This window comes from Leptolyngbya iicbica LK (assembly GCF_004212215.1).
GTDB lineage: Bacteria > Cyanobacteriota > Cyanobacteriia > Phormidesmidales > Phormidesmidaceae > Halomicronema > Halomicronema iicbica.
In genome coordinates, this window is record NZ_QVFV01000002.1 from 319,879 (window position 1) to 339,698 (window position 19,820).

Annotated in this window: 18 protein-coding genes; 11 read left to right on the forward strand and 7 right to left on the reverse strand. The window is 54.2% G+C overall.

The annotated features are described in order from the left end of the window. Positions 1–49: 49 nt before the first annotated feature. Together DYY88_RS08500 and DYY88_RS08505 are read right to left on the reverse strand one after the other, a co-directional pair. Positions 50–886 carry an SH3 domain-containing protein gene (locus DYY88_RS08500; RefSeq protein WP_063776198.1) on the reverse strand — a complete coding sequence of 279 codons (837 nt, stop codon included), beginning with the start codon at positions 884–886 and terminating at the stop codon, positions 50–52. Positions 887–1,000: 114 nt separating this feature from the next. Next, on the reverse strand, positions 1,001–1,582 hold the full coding sequence (locus tag DYY88_RS08505; RefSeq protein ID WP_039728488.1) for a CDP-alcohol phosphatidyltransferase family protein: 582 nt from the start codon (positions 1,580–1,582) through the stop codon (positions 1,001–1,003). A 311-nt stretch (positions 1,583–1,893) separates the two neighbouring features. Here DYY88_RS08505 and DYY88_RS08510 point away from each other — a divergent pair, with 311 nt between their 5' ends. The 9 genes from DYY88_RS08510 (at position 1,894) to DYY88_RS08550 (ending at position 8,225) form a co-directional block, all read left to right on the forward strand. Further along, a complete protein-coding gene (locus DYY88_RS08510) occupies positions 1,894–2,124 on the forward strand; it encodes a hypothetical protein (RefSeq protein ID WP_201279057.1) in 231 nt (76 codons plus the stop codon). Further along, positions 2,109–2,327, forward strand: a complete 219-nt coding sequence (locus DYY88_RS08515; RefSeq protein WP_039728485.1) for a DUF2283 domain-containing protein — start codon at positions 2,109–2,111, stop codon at positions 2,325–2,327. Before DYY88_RS08510 ends, DYY88_RS08515 begins: the two co-directional genes overlap by 16 nt. Positions 2,328–2,361: 34 nt before the next feature. Continuing rightward, positions 2,362–2,766 (forward strand): toll/interleukin-1 receptor domain-containing protein, encoded by a 405-nt coding sequence (locus DYY88_RS08520; protein WP_039728484.1) that lies wholly within the window; start codon positions 2,362–2,364, stop codon positions 2,764–2,766. A gap of 6 nt (positions 2,767–2,772) precedes the next feature. Further along, positions 2,773–3,345 carry a GUN4 domain-containing protein gene (locus DYY88_RS08525; RefSeq protein WP_160299590.1) on the forward strand — a complete coding sequence of 191 codons (573 nt, stop codon included), beginning with the start codon at positions 2,773–2,775 and terminating at the stop codon, positions 3,343–3,345. Between the two features lie 779 nt (positions 3,346–4,124). Continuing rightward, on the forward strand, positions 4,125–5,555 hold the full coding sequence (locus tag DYY88_RS08530) for a form I ribulose bisphosphate carboxylase large subunit (RefSeq protein WP_039728482.1): 1,431 nt from the start codon (positions 4,125–4,127) through the stop codon (positions 5,553–5,555). A gap of 192 nt (positions 5,556–5,747) precedes the next feature. Next, a complete protein-coding gene (rcbX, locus tag DYY88_RS08535; RefSeq protein ID WP_039728480.1) occupies positions 5,748–6,164 on the forward strand; it encodes a RuBisCO chaperone RbcX in 417 nt (138 codons plus the stop codon). Positions 6,165–6,263: 99 nt separating this feature from the next. After that, a complete protein-coding gene (locus tag DYY88_RS08540; protein ID WP_039728479.1) occupies positions 6,264–6,605 on the forward strand; it encodes a ribulose bisphosphate carboxylase small subunit in 342 nt (113 codons plus the stop codon). 163 nt (positions 6,606–6,768) lie between these two features. After that, on the forward strand, positions 6,769–7,146 hold the full coding sequence (locus DYY88_RS08545) for a hypothetical protein (RefSeq protein WP_039728478.1): 378 nt from the start codon (positions 6,769–6,771) through the stop codon (positions 7,144–7,146). A gap of 113 nt (positions 7,147–7,259) precedes the next feature. Next, positions 7,260–8,225 carry a bestrophin family protein gene (locus DYY88_RS08550; RefSeq protein WP_242517589.1) on the forward strand — a complete coding sequence of 322 codons (966 nt, stop codon included), beginning with the start codon at positions 7,260–7,262 and terminating at the stop codon, positions 8,223–8,225. A gap of 53 nt (positions 8,226–8,278) precedes the next feature. On the opposite strand, the gene DYY88_RS08555 is transcribed toward DYY88_RS08550, so the two are convergent. From DYY88_RS08555 to DYY88_RS08575, 5 genes are all read right to left on the reverse strand, one after another. After that, positions 8,279–9,670 carry an L-serine ammonia-lyase gene (locus DYY88_RS08555; RefSeq protein WP_039728475.1) on the reverse strand — a complete coding sequence of 464 codons (1,392 nt, stop codon included), beginning with the start codon at positions 9,668–9,670 and terminating at the stop codon, positions 8,279–8,281. A gap of 155 nt (positions 9,671–9,825) precedes the next feature. Further along, positions 9,826–10,608 carry a methylenetetrahydrofolate reductase gene (locus DYY88_RS08560; protein WP_052288571.1) on the reverse strand — a complete coding sequence of 261 codons (783 nt, stop codon included), beginning with the start codon at positions 10,606–10,608 and terminating at the stop codon, positions 9,826–9,828. Between the two features lie 105 nt (positions 10,609–10,713). Then, the gene (locus DYY88_RS08565) at positions 10,714–11,646 is read right to left on the reverse strand and encodes a DMT family transporter (protein WP_044151354.1); all 933 of its coding nucleotides are present in this window, start codon (positions 11,644–11,646) and stop codon (positions 10,714–10,716) included. Positions 11,647–11,729: 83 nt separating this feature from the next. Further along, entirely contained in the window at positions 11,730–14,153 is a 2,424-nt protein-coding gene (locus DYY88_RS08570; protein ID WP_039728474.1) for a GcvT family protein, read from the reverse strand. Positions 14,154–14,343: 190 nt separating this feature from the next. Next, entirely contained in the window at positions 14,344–15,546 is a 1,203-nt protein-coding gene (locus DYY88_RS08575; RefSeq protein WP_052288570.1) for an aromatic ring-hydroxylating oxygenase subunit alpha, read from the reverse strand. A 712-nt stretch (positions 15,547–16,258) separates the two neighbouring features. Here DYY88_RS08575 and DYY88_RS08580 point away from each other — a divergent pair. After that, complete coding sequence (locus tag DYY88_RS08580; protein ID WP_236146383.1) at positions 16,259–17,941, forward strand: BCCT family transporter; 1,683 nt, start codon at positions 16,259–16,261, stop codon at positions 17,939–17,941. Between the two features lie 213 nt (positions 17,942–18,154). Next, positions 18,155–19,312 (forward strand): N-methyl-L-tryptophan oxidase, encoded by a 1,158-nt coding sequence (solA, locus tag DYY88_RS08585; protein ID WP_039728472.1) that lies wholly within the window; start codon positions 18,155–18,157, stop codon positions 19,310–19,312. Positions 19,313–19,820 lie beyond the last annotated feature (508 nt).

Below are 19,820 nucleotides of genomic sequence, written 5' to 3' on the forward strand. Positions count from 1 at the left end.
CCGACTGGGGCAATTAATGAACCCATTAAGCCGTGATCTCACCGCTTCCTCAACAGCCCGCATCGCCCACGACGGTAATATTCACCGGGCCACCGGGCACCCCTTCCAAAATGAGTTGTCCCTGTTGAATGTTGACCGATTCGTACCCTTTTTCTGACCCGACGCTAGCGGTCACATCCACCTCGAACTGGCCGTCGTTACTGACAAAGCTTTGGGTGGCCGATTGACCGTAAAATTCCGGTCCCGACGCGGCGGTGCGGCGAAATTCCGTCATGGTGCCGTCCAGCTTCATCCACATCGACTCACTCGGCAACCCGTTGAAAAAGATAAAACTGCCGGGCTGGTCGGCGGGCCATAGGGTCATGCCACAGCCGCCACTGCCCATGGCAAACAGTTCGTCGGTAGTAAAGGCATCGACATGCTCGCCAAGGTTCGAGCCAGCGGTGTCGCCACCAGTACTGATAAAGTCGCCACGAATCCAGCCTTCGGCCCCGGACTCATCAAATTTGACGTAATACCAGGTCAAGTCGCCCTCGCCCGGCGCCGCCCGCAGCAACTGCACCGCATCGCCCACCAACCCATAGCCCGGAGAACTGGATTGGGTGGTGGGTTGCGATCGCAAGTTGATTTGCGCCTCGGTTTGTTGCGCGATTAATGTGGCGGCCTGGGGCGGACTAATGGCCGTACCCGCCGCCCCGGAGGATGTCGCGTTCTCAGGAGCCTCGGTTGACGACTCGGTTTCGGGGGGGTCCACGGTTTCCGTAGTGGGTGCTTCCGGCTCAGTCGGGGACTCTGCTGGCGTCGAGTCGCCCCCGCCACAGGCGGCCAGCAGGCTACTACTCAACAGCAGACTGATACTCATGCTGATAATGCGATCGCGGGTCATAGGCAGGTTCCAGGACGATGAATCAATGATAGAAACTGCACCACTGGGATGACGGCACTGCGCAACAATGTTTTGTGATGCCGGTGTTATGGGACAAAAGCGAGCGGTGGCGATTTAGGGCGATCGCCAGGTTTGGCGGATCTGGATGGCCGCCGCCAAGCTCAGCACATCACACTGCCACTCCGGCAAAATCAACGTCATCAAAATCTCTTCAACGCTGTTGATCAAACACAGGGCGATCGCTAACCACACCAGTTGATCATTGCCAAACCCAAACAGGCCAACGGTGGCGACCAGCAGCGTCAACCCCCAGATTTTGGCCGTATAGGTATGCAAACTGGGCAACTTTTGAAACTTGATCAAGTTGATAGCAAATAAACTGAGCTGAGCCGCCACGGCGACTAACAGCGGCATTTGAAACGTGCTCAACGTTTGCGGAAACACCAACCAAACACTGAACGCAATACACACATACAAACTAATATCGGCCCAGCTATCTGCAATGCGCAGCCGCTCGGTGCTGACGCCTAATCTGCGGGCAATGATGCCGTCAAAAATATCGGACAACACCGCAATGACATACCCCACCACAAACGCTATGCCGGTGTGATGATCGAAGGCGTCGAGGAGCAGTAGAGGCGCGATCGCAAACCGCAGGCCCACTAACAGCATGGGAATATTTTCAGGCTTTAGCATCGCAACCTCATCACCAGCTTCAAGGGGTCGATTTCTCTAAACTGCAACAGAGATGCCGTGAAACAGTTAAATCGCTAGCAACTCGTCAAACTCAATCTTGAATGTGGCTGAGCAAATGGCAAGCAATATTGTCCGCTACCCGCGACTGGCACAAAGCCATCCGTGGCAGGGGTCGGTCGGTTAAAATGCCCGAAATTCGGGAGAACTGCTGATGCCAGGATTTTGTGATTATGAAGCGCTTTGCTGATTATCAAGGCCGCCCAATCCGGCTGACAGATGAAAGGTTGGCACATATTCTCCAGCATCCTGAAATGGTTAACATGGAGGCAGCTATTCCCACAGTGCTGAGGCATCCAGAGGTGGTGAGACAATCTCGCACGGACATGACCGTCTCCCTTTACTATCTTTATCAACGGGCGACTTTAGTGGGCGACAAGTGGCTCTGCGTCGTCGTGAAATATCTGGCAGCGGACGCCTTTGTCATCACCGCTTACCTCACTGACAAACTCAAACCAGGAACGCAAGTATGGCCCAATCCGTAAAAATTTGGTTTGATGCGGAAGCAGACTTCTTGGAAGTTCTATTTTCTGATGCCCCAGGGTTCATGCGCGAAACCGATAACGACGCCATCATGGAACGGGTTGACTCGCAGGGCAACATTCTCGGCTTTTCGGTGCTCAATGTTAGCCAGCTCGCCAAAGACAAACCGCTCTATGCCCAACTCCTTGCTGAAAACATGGCATGAGACGAAAAGCGGTATCGGGTAGAGTAACGACGGCATGAGTTTTATTTTCATCAGTTACAGCCGGCAAGACCAAGCCTATGTGAGCACATTGGTGCAAGCGCTACAGTCGCACCGCTTGCCTGTGTGGATTGATGACCGCATCGACTACGGCACCACTTGGCCGAGAGTGATTCAGGATCACTTGGAGCAGTGCGCGGTATTTGTAGTGGTGATGTCGCCGCGATCGGAAGACTCCCACTGGGTGCAATGTGAGCTGAGCCTCGCCCTAGAACTGAAAAAGCCGATTTTTCCGTTATTGCTAGAAGGGCGACGCTGGCTATCGGTGGCGGCGATTCAGTCGGTGGATGTGCTCGGCGGTCAATTACCACCTGCTCGCTTTTTTGACACGGTACGGGGATATTTCCCGACCGCAACGGTGGCCGAATCGCTGCCCGTGTAGACAGTGGTGGAGGAACAAATTCCACCTTCCCCGGCAACTCCGGTTAGGACTGCCAAACAGCCAACACCCACGACTCAAGCAGTGGAGCTGAAATCGGAAAAGGGAGTTGACTATTTGCGATTACAGGACTTGCTGAAGATGGGAGAGTGGAAAGCGGCTGACCAAGAAACCGCTGACCAAATTCTCAAGGCAATGGGCAAAGATAGTTGGTGGCAGATCGAGAGTAAAGACCTATTAAACTTTCCCTGTGCGGACTTGAAGACGCTTGATCAGTTGTGGGTGAAGTACAGCAACGGCAAGTGGGGCTTCAATGTCCAAAAACAGATTTATGTGGCGTGTGGTGCGAAGCTGGATGGGAAGTATCCTGGAAATGAGATCTGGCGAGAATTTTGCTGTCGAGTCGGTTGGAGAAAAGGAGGAAGTTACCTTAACTATTCTGATTTAACCTTTAACCTCAAAAACTCTTCAGCGGGAGAATGTCCCACGGTGTGTGGTGTGAAAGGGTTGTTGGAAGGAGGGTTGGGGAGGGATGGTAAAGGTTTCCTTCTCTTCTCTCGCATCCAGACTTGTAAGCTGTAGCAGATAAGCGCTTCAGCCTGATCTCAAAGACCTATTGTTGACTTCCTCCACACGGAAAACTAGGTGTTTCGGCGATCTCTTACCTGGCACCTGAGATCACGTCGAATCGGTGAATTGCAAGGCAGCAATTTCGGACCGTAGGGTGCGTTCGCGTTTAGCAACGCACCCATTCCCATCGACAGCAACTCAACAACCAGGCGATGGTGCATTACGCTGCGCTTTAGCGTAGCCATGCCCAAAGGGCTATATGACACCCTACGGATGGGAATTTCTTTTCCAGAGGCATCGCGCTGCGCCAACCATGATTCAACGCGGTGGCTCAGAGCCCCGATGGGCCGCTCACCATATGCTTAAGACAATGTGTGAAAAGGTGATGGGCGCAGGTTTCTGGGTTTATTGTTTGGGCAATGAAAAATCTCTGCGGATGGCTGCGATCGCTTCGAAGCAGCCGAGATTTACATCGTGAGACATCACGCAAGATTGTGTGATGGCATCCCATAATATTTATTTATGAATATATACAGATCTTCCAAAATCAGGCTTATCGGAACGCTGATAGTATTCTAAAAAGCATAGGGAATTGCAGGACTCCCGAAATCCAGTACTGGAACCCGACTGAGGCAAGTTTGCCGCTGGGCCGCTGGAGTGCTAATTACCAACTGCCACCTGCCTTGGAGCAAGATTTGCATCTTCAACCCATTGCAGCTTATTGAGGCGTCCCCGTTGTTTTGCAGCGAGGGATTGCGTGGTGTCTTTACGAACCTCACAGGAAGGGAGATATGTCTTACTCACAGACGACGACTCAGTCAAAAGCTGGTTATAGCGCCGGGGTTAAGGACTATAAGCTGACTTATTACACCCCCGATTACACCCCCAAAGATACGGACATCTTGGCCGCGTTCCGGATGACGCCGCAGCCGGGTGTACCCCCCGAAGAATGCGCCGCAGCGGTTGCCGCAGAATCTTCCACCGGTACCTGGACGACCGTGTGGACGGACTTGCTGACCGATATGGATCGCTACAAGGGCCGTTGCTACGACATCGAGCCCGTTCCCGGCGAAGATAATCAATATATTTGCTACGTGGCCTATCCTCTCGATCTGTTTGAGGAAGGTTCCGTCACCAACTTGCTGACCTCCTTGGTGGGTAACGTGTTTGGTTTTAAAGCGCTGCGGGCACTGCGTCTAGAAGACTTGCGCATTCCCGTCGCTTACTTGAAGACCTTCCAGGGTCCGCCCCACGGCATTCAGGTTGAGCGCGATCGCTTGAACAAGTATGGTCGTCCGCTGCTTGGCTGTACTATTAAGCCCAAGTTGGGTCTGTCGGCCAAGAACTATGGTCGGGCCGTTTACGAATGTCTCCGGGGTGGTCTCGACTTCACCAAAGACGACGAAAACATCAACTCTCAGCCCTTCCAGCGCTGGCGCGATCGCTTCCTGTTTGTGGCTGATGCCATCCACAAGTCCCAAGCAGAAACCGGCGAAATCAAAGGTCACTATTTGAACGTGACCGCTGGCACCTGCGAAGAAATGCTGAAGCGGGCCGAGTACGCGAAAGAACTCGAAATGCCCATCGTCATGCATGACTTCTTGACGGGTGGTTTCACCGCTAACACTACGTTGGCTCACTGGTGTCGCGACAATGGCATGTTGCTGCACATTCACCGTGCCATGCACGCGGTCATCGACCGTCAAAAGAACCACGGTATCCACTTCCGTGTCTTGGCTAAGTGCTTGCGGATGTCTGGTGGTGACCACATCCACACTGGTACCGTTGTGGGTAAGTTGGAAGGCGATCGCGCGGGTACTCTGGGCTTCGTTGACCTGCTCCGCGAAAACTACGTTGAGCAAGACAAGTCTCGCGGCGTTTACTTCACCCAAGATTGGGCGTCCATGGGTGGCGTGATGGCTGTGGCCTCCGGTGGTATTCACGTTTGGCACATGCCTGCCCTGGTGGAAATCTTCGGCGACGACTCCGTCCTTCAGTTTGGTGGGGGTACCTTGGGTCACCCCTGGGGTAACGCCCCCGGTGCAACCGCCAACCGTGTGGCACTGGAAGCTTGTGTCCAGGCTCGTAACGAAGGCCGCAACTTGGCTCGCGAAGGTGGCGACATCATCCGCGAAGCTTGTAAGTGGTCTCCCGAACTGGCTGCTGCCTGCGAACTGTGGAAGGAAATCAAGTTTGAGTTCGACACCGTTGACACTCTCTAAACTCGCTGAGCGGTACTTCGGTGCCGTGGCGACAGGTAAGGGCGCGTTAGTCACCTGAATCGAGGGCAGCAAATTCGCAGAAAACTGTGAGATTGCTGCATCAGCTACCGAAACGAAAGAAGTTTCGAGCTTAGATTCAGGGCTACTAACCGCCCAGTGGTGGGGTTGATGTCAACCGTTCGGAAACCTCTGATGGACCTCAAGAAGTCAGCTAAAGACGCCGCCCAGGTGCTCACTAGCTATCTGACGTTTCAAGCTGTGAAAACAGTACTGAATCAGCTGAGGGAAACCAACCCAGCCCACGCCTATTGGCTCAACTCGTTTTCCACCAAAGAGGCATTGCAAGATGGGGAAGCTTATCTGCGTGACCTCTTGCAGGAAAGGCCGGAATTTGCCATCCGAATCATGACCGTGCGGCAAGCAATTGCCGAAGAGATCTGCGAGTTCTTGCCGGAAATGGTTTTGACTGGCATTCAGCAAGCCAATATGGAATACCGTCGTCAGCATTTAGAGCGCATTACTCAGCTTGGTTCGGTGCAGCACGCAGCCGATGAGGAAGTTGATCTGCCTCAAGAATCGGCAGCTGACCCTGAAACGACTTCTGAATAGTGCGCCGTCATCCAAATCAGACTTGTGCATGGTCACTAATCAAGTGCACATGCTTCCGGCGCTAAGCCGATTGTTAATTAGTTAACCCAACGGAAAATCATGAAAACTCTGCCTAAAGAGCGTCGTTACGAAACCCTTTCTTACTTGCCACCTTTGACTGATGCTCAGATCGAGCGTCAGATTGCCTACATCCTCAAGATGGGCTATTTCCCTGCGGTTGAGTTCAACGAGACCTCTGATCCTGAGGTTTATTACTGGACCATGTGGAAGCTGCCGATGTTCAACGCTTCCAGCACTCAAGAGGTCTTGAGCGAAGTGCAAGCTTGCCGCTCTGAGTACCCCGACTGCTACATTCGCGTCGTCGGCTTCGACAACGTGAAGCAGTGTCAAATCACCAGCTTTATCGTGCATAAGCCCGGTGCGAGCAGCTATCGCTACTAACGTGATCTGGGTCAAGTAGTTCTGATGAGTGAAAGGGGCAGCAATGCCCCTTTTTTATGTTTAGCCTATGCTTGGCAGGTGTCTCAGCGTTGACTCAATCACACCTCAAGCTGATCTGCTCTGGATTGGGAAGTCTAGGTTTTCCTGGTGAGGTATTTGCTGGATGACGAATCTGGAAGATCCGAATGCCGTGGCAAGGCAGGTGATGGCGCAAGATGACCAGCATAGTCACGCTGAAATCGGTGCGATTCAACACTTGATGATGTGTGCCAGGCTGACCGAAGCGGGGGTGCGAAAATTTCAGCAGCAGATCCAGCTTTATCAAAGTCGGCATACCTTAAATCGAATGTTGCTGGAGGCTGGCGATCTGAATCTGATTCGTATCAATGCCATCAATATTGCGTTCAGGGTTTTGAACGAGGCAGAAAATCCACCCGTTGATCAGCCAGCTGACAGCCAGCGAGACCATCAACAGAGGGTGAGAGATTATCGCCGATATCTCAAGGTCTTGCTGTCAGATTTCAGTTTGAGCAGTCTTTGAACCCAGCCGCATATTGTAAGGCTGTGAAGTGAGACGAATTTGAGTTAACTGTTAGTCTGACTCTTGACTGTGCTCTAACGATAATGGTGTTAGAAATATTGAGGAGATGACGGTTGCGATCGCCCTTGCCTACCCCTAGCTTGAGCTTGTTCAAACATCGCCCCTGGTTTCGGGTGTTGTTTCGTTGGCGGGGGTCGGTGGTGCCCGCAGTGCTGCCGCGATCGCTGATCTGTGCAGGCTTTGGGCTATTCATCACCTACCTCTATCAAGCCGGTTTCTCGGTTTCGTTTAGCAGTTTGGGCAACATTGTGCCCAGCATTGTGTTGGGTTTGCTCTTGGTGTTTCGCACCAATACGGCCTATGAGCGCTTTTGGGAAGGGCGCAAACTGTGGGGCCAACTCGTCAATACCAATCGCAATTTGGCCCGGCAGATTTGGGTGGCAGTGCAAGAAAATACGGCCAGTGACTGTGATGCTAAGGTCCATCATTTACATCTGCTGGTAGCATTTGCGAGAGCTATGAAGCATCATCTCCGCTGTGAGCCGTTGGATGAGAAATTTGCCGCAGTGGTCAGTACAGAGGAATTTGCCAAGTTGCAAACCATGCAGCACCCGCCCTTGGAGATTGCCTTCTGGATTGCGGACTATTTGCAAGCATCGTTTAATCAGGGGCGGCTGAATGCCTACCAATTAACGACTTTGCATCATCAAGTCGATACCTTAGTGGATGTGTTGGGGGGATGCGAACGGATTTTGAAGACGCCGATTCCGCTGGCCTATGTCATTCACCTGAAGCAGTTATTGCTGCTGTATTGTTTGGCCTTGCCCTTTCAAATGGTGAGTGTGCTGGAATGGTGGACCGCGATCGCGGTTGGCATCATTAGCTTTGCCGTCTTTGGCATTGAACAAATCGGCATTGAAATCGAAAATCCCTTCGGACACGATCCTAATGACCTGCCCCTCGATAGCATTTGCGACACGATGCAGCGCAATATTGAAGATCTGATCACGCTAAAGCCCGACAACTGCCGTTGGCACGAGCCCGACGCAGCCACAACGACCTCTTCTGCTCCGGTTTAGGCTAAAACCGCGACGATTCCTCTCTTCATTGGGGTGTCATTTTAGAGGGAGGACTAACACTCGATCACATTGACTGTGGCGACGTTGAGGGCAAGGCCGCCGCGTGAGGTTTCCTTATACTTTTCGTGCATGTCGCGGCCGGTGTCGCGCATGGTTTTGATCACTTTGTCGAGGTGGACGCAGTGCTCACCGTTGCCTTTCAGCGCCATGCGGGCCGCGTTGATCGCTTTGATGGAGGCCATAGCATTGCGCTCAATGCAGGGCACCTGGACTAAGCCGCCGACCGGATCGCAGGTCAGGCCAAGGTTGTGCTCCATGCCGATTTCGGCGGCGTTCTCGACTTGGGCCGGGGTGCCGCCGAGGACTTCCGCCAGGGCTCCGGCTGCCATAGAGCAAGCGACGCCCACCTCACCCTGACAGCCCACATCCGCGCCAGAGATGGAAGCATTTTCTTTGTAGAGAATCGCGATCGCCCCCGCCGTCAGCAAAAACCGCACAATGCCATCCTCACAAGCGCTGTGGCAAAAGCGATGGTAGTAGTGCAGCACCGCCGGAATGATGCCTGCCGCCCCGTTAGTGGGAGCCGTCACGATGCGTCCGCCCGCCGCATTCTCCTCATTCACGGCCATGGCGTACACATTCACCCAGTCCATGATGGTGAGGGGATCGGCGAGGGAGAAGTCCGATCGCTCTTTCAAATGGCGATACAAATCAGCCGCTCGCCGCTTCACCTTCAAGCCGCCGGGCAGGGTGCCCTCGGTGTGGCAGCCCCGCGAGACGCAATCCTGCATGACGCGCCAGATCCTCAACAATTCCGCCCGAATGTCGGCTTCCGATCGCCACACCAATTCGTTTTGCAGCATCAATTCGCTGATGGCGATGTTGTCTTGCTGGCAGTAGTCCAGCAGTTGGGCCGCCGTGGTGAAGGGATAGGGGACGGGCGATCGGTGCAGCAGCAGGCGATCGATGCTGGCGGCATTTTCATCCACCACGAAACCGCCGCCGATGGAATAGTAGGTGCGAGATCGCAACATCGCTCCCAAACTGTCGAAGACGGTGAACACCATGCCGTTAGGGTGAAAGGGCAACGGCTTCCAGTGAAAATTGAGGTCGGTTTTATCGTTAAACGGCACCGCATTTTGGCGCAGCAGCCAGAGTGAACCTGTCTCGCGCACCCGGTACAGATACCCCTCCACCATGTCGGTGTTGACGGATTCGGGCGATTCGCCTTCGAGCCCTAGCAGAACGGCGCGATCGCTGCCGTGTCCCCGGCCTGTGGCCCCTAGTGAGCCGTGCAGGTCGATCTGGATGCGCCGCACCTGATGCAGCAGTCCATCAGCGGCCAGTCCTTGGGCAAATTGCTGCGCTGCCTTCATGGGGCCGACGGTGTGGGAGCTGGAGGGGCCGATGCCGATTTTGAAGATGTCGAAAACGCTGGTGGACATGGTGGGCAGCGGCGCACGGCCGTGCGCCCGTACAGGATGGTTGGGGGATGGGGTCGGTAGGGGCGAGGCATTTTGTGAATCACATGGTTGGCCAATCCAAGACATGACAACCAAAATGCCTCGCCCGTACAGGATGTTACGGAACATTCGACAGATCACGCGGGAATGGCGATGTCGGATGGGCGGGCGGTGAGCCAATCGCGAGTGCGTTTCACCCCGCCAAACGTATAAATGTGGAAATGGTCGATGCGTCCCGCCAGGCCGTCTACTAGATAATCCGGCGGTTGCACGGTGAGCAGTTTGCCGAGGCGACCCGACTGATTTCGTAACCCTAGCAAACTGGTTTTGACGCCGCAGAGTTGTGCAAACTTCAGTAACGTCGCGGGGGTGGTGGGGCCAGGAATACCGAGGTAAATCGGTAGGGTGTTGAAGGCTTCAATGCGATCGAGCCAGCGATGAATGGTTGGCATATCCAAAGACCATTGGGTCATGACAAACATCTCGGTGCCGGTATCGCGGGCGTACTGATTTTTTAGAGCGAGCAGGCGATCGCACTCCCGTTCATTCAGCACGGGCATTCCCTCCGGGTGTCCGGCCACACCGACCCGCAGACCCCCAAACAGTCCGGTTTCCAGCAGATCCAACGTTGAGGTGAAGGGACCGAGGGGGCGATCGGGACTACCGCCGATCAGCAGCACTTGACGAATATCCGCTTCGGTTTTGAGAGCCGTTAGATAGTGGGTGAGGTGGGGGCGATCGCGCATACTGCGAGCCGGAACGTGAGCGATCGGCTCATATCCCAACTGTCTCAACCGCACCGCCTGCGCCACCACTTCCCGACAGTCCACTCCTGGTAGATAGGTGATCGAGACCTCCCGTACCTGCTGCGGCAAGGCCGAGACATCGACTTTCGGCGTCACTTCCATCGAAAACTGCATAGCGATTGCTCACATCTGGGACTGCAATACATCCAAGTCATAAATTCTGAGCTTTGAGTTGAGCAGCCATTCAAAAGTCAAAACTATGAACTCAAAACTTCCTGCCTACGGCTTCATGCTGAGATAACGTTTGGGGTCAGCCCTGGGATTCCGCCGCTTAAGATTGATCGTGCTTTGATACACCAGCGACACCCCGATCGCGGCAATGACCAAACCCAACCCGTCAATCCACGTAATGCTGTCGCCAAAGAGTAGTGAGCCGAGTACCAGTGTGGTCGGCGGAGTCAGATACATCAGGCTCGCGACACGGGCAGCGGTGCGATGCTCCAGCAGTTTTAGCAGCAGCCCATAGGAGCCAATCGACAACATGATGACCAGCCACGCTAACGCAAACATGAACTGCCCCGTCCACTGCACCTGCACGTCTTCAATCAGCACGGCCAGGGGCAAGAGGAAGATCACACTGGTCGTCGCTTGCACAAATAAACTATTGACAATCCGTAACCGCACGGCTTGGTTACCGTTGAGATGGCGTTGATACAGCGTCGATACGGTCATACTGGCCGCCGCTACAAAGGGCAATACATACCCCCAGGGCGATACGCCAGCACTACCCTCTAGTTTGGTAATCACGACCATTACCACGCCAACAAGTCCAATACAGGTACCCCACCACTGCACGGGCAAAATCTTTTCTCCCAACACTGGGCCGGATAATACGCTGGTCAACATCGGCTGTAGCGCCGTAATCAGCGCCACAATCCACGGAGAAACACCCAATGCAATGCCCCCTAGCGCAGCACTCAGCCACACAGCATGGGCGAGGACGCCAATCAGGGCGGCGCGAGCGATCGCCGCCCGACTAGCAAATTGAAAATCGCCGCGTATACACAACCAGCAGCCCAACAATCCCGCCACAATGGCATATCGAATCAATAACAGCGTGAATGGCCCCGCATAGGGCAACCCATACTTGGCGCCAATGAAGCCAGAACTCCATAGCAGCACAAACAGTAGCTCAAGTCCGATCACCGGCATCTGCAATACCCCACAAAATCGAGTGCAGCACAATCCAGCCCAGGGGGACGCACCCTTCAAAAGGGTGCGTCCCCTCTCGGTGCTTACAACAGCTTGTCCACCACCGTGGCGGCGAAAGATTGACCGAAATACTCCACCGAAACCTTTGTGCCGGGTTGGGCATATCCCAACGGCAAATAGGCGTACACCACACAGCGCCCCAAACTGTAGCCGTAGCCCGCGCTGTTGGCATAGCCCAGCACCTTGCCATCGGCGATCGCGGGCTCCTTGCCCATCACCACCGCTGTCGGATCATCTAGCGTCAGGAAGCACAGCTTGCGGCTGGCGTATTCCTTCCGTTGCAGCAAGGCTTCTTTCCCGATGAAATCCCCCTTGTTCGGTTTCACCGCAAAACCCAATCCCGCTTCGTAAGGGTCGTACTCGGTGTGGATGTCGGTGCCCCACAACAGGAACCCCTTCTCCAATCGCAGCGTTTCGAAGGCGGCCAGCCCCGCCGCAATGATGCCGTGCTCCTGCCCGGCGGCCCAGAGGGTATCCCACAGCTTCAGCCCACACTCCGTTGGCGCATAAATTTCCCAGCCTTCTTCACCAACGTAGGACACCCGCGAGGCCAGCACCGGAATGTTGCCGATGCGGAGCTGCTGGTTGGTGAAGAACTTGAACTGCGGCTTCGACACGTCCGTTTGCGTCACCGCTTGCAACACTGCTGGCGCTTTTGGCCCCCAAAGGCCCACACAGCAGTAGCTCGACGACACATCGATGATGCGCACTGAACCGTCGGTAGGCAAATGCGCCTGCATCCACGCCAGGTCATGCCCGTGAACGGAACCGCCCGTGACGACCCAGTATTTCTCCTCGCCCAGACGGCTCACCGTCAGGTCACACATGATGCCGCCGTTCTCGTCCAGCATGGCGGTGTAGATGACTTTGCCGATGGGCTTATCGACATCGTTGGCGCAGAGGGATTGCAGATAAGCTACGACCCCCGGCCCCGTCACTTCAAATTTGGCGAAGGGCGTGAGGTCGTACATTGCCACCTTTTCCCGCGTTGCTAAATGCTCAGCGCCTTGAATGGGCGACCAGTGCTTCGCTTCCCAGCCATGGCGCGGCGGCACGTCGTACGCTTCCAGCAAGGCAATGTTGGACTTGAACCACTGAGGTCGCTCCCACCCGGCACTAAAGATGAACTGGGCACCGAGTTCCTGCAAACGGGGGTGAAACGGGCTGACCCGTAATTCCCGCGAGTGGAGTTGCTGATCCAGCGGGTGAATGATGTCGTAGACCTCGTCGTACTGCTGGGCTCCGGCGCGGGTGATGAAGTCGCTACTCTTGCATACTTCGGGGAAGCGGTGAATATCCATCTCGTGAATGTCGAGGCTGGGCACGCCCGTGGTCATGAGTTCCGCGACGATTTTGCCCACGCCGCCCCCGTGGGTGACCCACACCGCCTCCGCGACCCAAAAGCCTTTCGCTTGGGTAGATTCCCCAATGACGGAACCGCTGTCCGGCGTGAAGGAGAACATACCGTTGATTTTGTAGGTCAGTTCAGCCCCCTTAAGGGCGGGGAAGAGTTCGGTGGTGGACTCCCAAGCCGGGCCGAAGTGCTCTTCAGTAAAGGGGTTGACTGAGGGCATGACAGGCGCTTCGGCGTAGGGCAGAATGTTGTCTGGATCGACCAACAGCGGTTCGTGTTGGTAGGAGCCGATGCCCCAGCAATCACCATGCTGGCGGAAGTAAATGGCGTGATCCTGATGACGCACCATGGGGAAGTTGACTTCCTCGGTTTCCCCCGCCAGTTCAGGAATCGGCGCGGTTTTGACATACTGGTGCTGCACCGGAGTGAGGGGGATGACTTCACCCACCATGCGGCCAATGCGTGGTCCCCAAATGCCCGCACAGACCAGCACTTTGTCGGTTTCGATGCGGCCTTGGTCGGTGACGACAGCCTTGACCTGTCCATTAACCACCTCAATATCTATCACCGTGGTGTTGCCGTAAAAGTCCGCTGCGCCTGCTGCGATCGCATCATTGGCTAGGGCTTCAGAGGCGCGCAGGGCTTTGGCAATGCCGTCAGAGGGCACGTAGTAGGCCCCGAGGATTTTGGTGGCGTCGATCAGGGGAACCTTGGCTTTGACTTCCTCCGGCGTGAGCAGCATCGCGTCGTCAACGCCCCAGGCTTTGGCCCAGCCTAGCTTCCGCTTGAGTTCTGCCATGCGCTCTTCGGTGTAGGCGACTTCGATGCCACCGACGGGATAAAAGGCAGGGCCTTCATCGGTGCTGAGTTGGCTGTACAGTTCGACGGTGTACTGGGCCAGCTTGGTCATGGTCTTGGAGGCGTTGGTTTGGAAGACCAGACCAGGGGCGTGGGAGGTAGAGCCGCCCGTGGCAAAGAGAGGGCCTTGTTCGACGACGACGATATTTTTCCAGCCTTGTTTGGCGAGGTGGTAGGTGGTGCTACAGCCAACGATGCCAGCACCGATAACGACGAGGGTGGCGTGGGATTTCATGGCAGTCTCCGGGGTATGGGTGGGTAGGAGGGAGGATGGGTGGCAGAGTGGGGGGATATCGCTTCACCCCACCCCCGATCGGTAGGGGCGAGGCATGGTCGGAATCGCTCATCGTACATACCCAAAACGTATTGGCGACCATGCCTCGCCCCTACAGGATGTTTCGGATGGGTGCGATCAATGCTGGCGATTATTCGCCGATCGCCTGAGCGACCATTTGCTGAAAGCGATAGACCGCTTGCTCTAACTCTGGGGAAAAACAGCCGCCATCAAAGCGGGGGGAGTAGCGACCCTGCTGCAGGCGCTCGATCATCTCAATGTCTTCGTCGTTGGTGTCTTGCCAAAGGTCGATGGGCAGGTGGCGCAGCGCCTGATTTTCCGGCGTCATTGCCGCATCACCGACAAAATAAAAGCTCATGCGCTCTCGGGTGGTGTCATGACTGAGGGGATTCACCGAAAACACCAGGAAATAGTCGGGGTGGACGCCCAGCATCAGGTTGGGAAAGACGGTGACATATTCGGCGACGGTGTCTTTATGGTGTGCTTCTAAGTTGGCGAAGGTGGGGAGCGATCGCCCCTCGATCACGCCGCTCTTGTATAGCAGACTGCCCTGACCCACATGGATGTCGCCCACCTCAAAGCGAAAATGATCTTCCATGCGTGAGCAACTGTTCAGCGCTGGATGCACCCAGGTCAGGTGATAGCTTTCAGAAAAGTTTTCGATCGCGAGCTTCCAATTGGCTTTGCAGGTCAGACCGACCTCGCGAGGCTCGCGGCGTAACTGCTGGAGGTCATAGGTGGCCCAGCGCTCGATCACCGGCTGCAAATATTCCTCCAGCGGAGGCGCATCCCCCGCAATATTCACAAATACTAAATCGAGCCATTGCTCACAGCGAATCGGCTTGAGCCCTTTGGCCGTGCGGTCAAAGCCGTCGTAACTGTCCTGGTAGTAACCCCCAAAGTGGGGGGTGCTTTTCAATTGGCCATCTAGCTTGTAAGTCCAAGAGTGATACGGACAGCGAAGATTGCCCTGCACATTGCATGGGGCATTCACCAACTGCAAGCCCCGATGGCTACAAATGTTGTGAAAGGCACGGAGCGTGCCCGCGCGATCGCGCACCAAGGCGATCGGCATCCCTGCCACTTCCGCAGGCAGCACATCCCCAGGATTAGGCACATCTGAAGCCAACCCCACAAAGACCCAATAGTGACTGAACACAGTCTCGCGCTCTCGCTGCAAATAGTGGGCACTGGTATACGCGGCGGCAGGCAAACCCGTCTGGCGATAATCATCTAAGTGGATCACTTCCACATCATTTGATTCCTGAGTGGGCTCAGGACACTCAATCAGAGTCAAATCAGGGGGATAAACTGCAATATTTTCCTGCGTCATATTTTGCCTCGATGGCTGTGCCTGGGTACAAGTTCTGCAAAAACGACCTATAAAAACAGCTCGAACATGCCAATGTCGAGCCAAAACAAAAACCAATCATTTCACTTGTCATCACAAGATCAGAAAACTTGTCATAACAAGACTTAAGAAAGGAAGATAATGCCCTCAAAAAAGCAATAATGTTTTCTGTCTTACAATTCTAAATTTATTTTCTTATGAGTCGCTGACAAATGATCTCCTCAGGGAATCCTGAAATATTCCCTTTTGGCAAGGGTTTGGAGCTGTTGTGGGCATATTGCCCAGGCACTCCGTGTTCAATCCAAGACTTGTAGTGACAACTGTATCGCCAAAGACAGTTTTCTCTGGCTGTAAACTCTAGTTTTGCTTCAGATAGAGTTTGTTAGGCGTGGCTTGCCTGGTTGTAAGTTGCTTTGGAAAGAGTGACTTAATGACTTTTTAGGATGACTGGCTTTCATCTTTATATCTGTTGTTACATCCCTGTAACGGCAGACTGTACTGGCTTGACAAGCTTGCATTGTCTAAGGAATGGTAGTCACGTACAGCAATGATTGGCAGTTAGGAGTCGCGCCGTTACGAGGCATCGCCATTGTTCGAGGCTGGATTTGACGCCTGCGAAGTTTTGCAGGTTCAAGCAGTTGATGGCGATCGCAGGTCTTGCTGTTAATTGATGTGTTGAGAACTGAATAGTGTTATGACGACTCCAAGTAATGGTCATAGGAGGCATGATGAGCATCCCTTTGTGATGCCAGATCATGCCCCCACACGCCACCTCACTCGCCGTCCTGGCGATCGCAATTTCACCGCCAAAGGGTTTGACTTTCACCCTGAGGTCTTCCTGGTTTCAGGTGGGCTAATTTTGCTCTTCGTCGTGTTTACGCTGCTGTTTCAAGAACCGGCAGAGACAGCATTTGGGGCAGTCCAGAGTTTCATTTCTGGGGCTTTAGGCTGGTTCATGATTTTGGCTGTAACGGCATTCTTGCTGTTCACCTTCATCCTTGCCTTCACCAAGTTAGGCAAGGTCCGGCTTGGGGGCCCCGATGCCAAACCGGAGTTTCCGACCTTCGCCTGGATTTCTATGCTCATCAGCGCGGGTATGGGCACCGGCCTCATGTTTTGGAGCGTTGCAGAGCCGATTTATCACTTTCAAGACCCGCCAGTCGTTGTGGGCGCGATCGAGCCCAACACCGCTGATGCGGCTCGACAGGCCATGGGGATTACTTTCTTCCATTGGGGCCTCCATGCTTGGGGTATCTACGCTTTGGTCGGGCTGTCCCTCGCCTTTTTTGCCTTTAATTGGGGCCTTCCCTTAACGATCCGTTCCGTCTTTTATCCACTCCTGGGTGAAAAGATTTACGGCTGGCAGGGCAACGTCATCGATATCCTTGCCGTGGCCTCAACGCTGTTCGGTCTGGCAACGTCCCTGGGTTTCGGCGTTCAGCAAGCCAATGCTGGCTTCAACTTTTTGTTTGGCTTAGAGATCAGTACCCCCGTTCAAGTGGCGCTGATTTTCATCATTACGGGTTTTGCCACAGCTTCAGTCGTGTCTGGCTTGGGCAATGGGGTCCGTCGCCTGAGTGAGTTGAACATGGTTTTGGCAGCGCTGCTATTGACGTTTGTTGTGTTAGTAGGGCCAACCATCTTTATCCTCAACACCTTTGTGCAGACGACTGGCTATTATCTAGCCTCCCTGCCGACCATGAGCTTCTGGACGGAAACGTTTAACGATAACGGCTGGCAGAACGGTTGGACAGTGTTTTACTGGGGTTGGTGGGTTTCCTGGTCGCCGTTTGTGGGCATCTTTATTGCGCGCATCTCTCGGGGCCGCACCGTCCGCGAATTCATCCTCGGTGTGCTGCTGCTACCAACCGCCCTGACTTTCTTGTGGATGTCGGCATTTGGTGGCACGGCCTTGAGCCTCGAACTAACCGAAGGCGCGACTGGCATCATCAGTTCAGCGGTTTCTGAAAATGTGGCTACGGCGCTATTCGTGATGCTGCAACAGCTGCCCTTAACCGGGATTACCTCTTTTGTTGGCATCATCCTGGTGGTCGTATTTTTCGTCACCTCCTCCGACTCAGGCTCGCTAGTGGTCGACAGTCTCACCTCGGGTGGCAAGTTGGAGTCGCCGGTGCCTCAGCGGGTTTTTTGGGCGGTGATTGAGGGGGTTGTGGCCGCTGCATTGTTGCTGGGGGGTGGTTTATCTGCTCTGCAAACGGCGGCCATTAGTGCGGGGTTGCCCTTTGCGGTGATTCTGCTAGTGATGTGCTTCAGCATCTACAAAGGTCTCAGCTACGAGCATGATGTCATTCATGTGAAAAATGCCTTGCAAAAATCTGAGGCTGCTGAAGCTGCCGAAAGCGCGGCTGTTCGCTAGCAGTTTGGAGATGGCGATTTCCGAGGTGCAGTTGATCTAGGGATTGTGCCTCGGAACCTTTAGGGTCAGACGTCACTTTATTGGCGTGAGTTTGTCATTACCCATGGGTTAAGTCCGAAGATTTCGATGAGTCCTGGATTCGCTTTTTTCACCTGACAGCCAGCCTTAGCAGACTCTATCGCAACAACTTTTCTACTAGGAGCGTGGTTTGAGATGGCACAGCATTTTGATGCGATCGTCGTTGGGGCGGGTGGAGTCGGCAGTGCCGCCGCTTACTACCTAGCTAAAGCCGGGCAAAAAGTATTGCTGCTAGAGCAGTTTGAGCTCGATCACCAGAATGGCAGTTCCTACGGCTATTCCCGCGTCATTCGCTACACCTATGACAATCCCATCTATGTCAACTTGATGCGCGATGCTTACCCGCTCTGGTTTGCACTGCAAGATGAAGCTGATGAACAACTCTACATTAAAACTGGCGGCTTAGACTTTGGCTTGCCCACCGAGGATACCTGGCAGCGCATGAAGACTAGCCTGGATGAAGCGAATCTGGACTATGAGCGTCTCAATCAAGCGGAAATTGCTCAGCGCTATCCTCAATTTGCCTTAGATGACGGCATGGAGGGCTTATTCAATCCCGATGCGGGTTTGCTCAAGACCTCGCGCTGCGTTTTGGCTCACGTACGCCTCGCCCAAGCCCGTGGCGCGACCGTGATTGACCAAACTCCGGTACTGAGCATCACGCCCTCTAATGCTGGGGTGACGGTACAAACGGCGAGTGAAACTTATACGTGCGATCGCATCGTGTTGACCGTGGGCAGTTGGGCTAAGGGGGTCTTAGCGGCACAGGGTATCGACTTGCCACTCAAAATCATGCCTTGCCAACTCGGTTTCTATCAGCCCAAAAATCCCAGCCTGTTTGAACCGGGCAAGTTTCCCGTCTTCTTTGCCCACATGAACGGTGAATACGGCGAAATGCCCTATGGGATTCCCCATGAAGACCCCAGCATTGGCTTCAAAATCACCACTTTTTACGGCTGGAACACCGTTGAGAAACCCAGTGAAGTGGACTATACCCCCAGCCAGGTCTGGACGGAGCGAATTCGCGACTGGGCCAGGCAGTACATTCCTGAGGCCGCTGGGCCACTCATTTCTACCCGCCGCTGCCTCTACACGTTGACGCCCGACAAAGATTTTGTGGTCGATCAGCATCCCGACTATCCCCAAGTGGTCATTGGGGCAGGCTTCTCAGGTCATGGCTTCAAATTCACCACGCTCATGGGCAAAATGCTGGCTGATCTCGCGGTGGATGGCAGCACGCCCCATGACACCAGCTTGTTTAAGCTGTCGCGATTTCAATTAGTGGTAGCCTAAAGACTTGAGAACAAACGAGTCAGTCTGTGGGGCGAGTTTTGACAACTCGCCCCACAGATTTGTGTCTAGCAGAGGGTCGAAAGGTCCAAGATGTAGGGTTTACGAAACGCTTGCACCACAGGCAGTGCAGTCGCCGAGTATGACCTGACCTGATTGCGGCTTGCGATAGCAGAGGGTCTAGCCTGCAAACTATTAACATTGAGCAAGCCGTTTTGAAACATGACCCGATGATTGGCTGCTTTAGCGATCGCGATGCATTGGAGCGAACGGTAAAAAGCGTTTCATCGGTCTAGGACCCTAACATTTTATGTTGCGCGTCTAAACCAAATGGCAACGACAGTTCTAGTATTTGTAGTTTAGTTTATGGTGGAAAATCTTGCCGTTTTTCTACCACTTGCAGGGCATTAACCGACCAGGCTAAAGCAATCAGCAATCAGCCGTGAGGCGTCGAGAAAACAGCATCTATTCGCTAACGATCAAGTTGGCAACAGCTAGTGTTTCGGTTAAT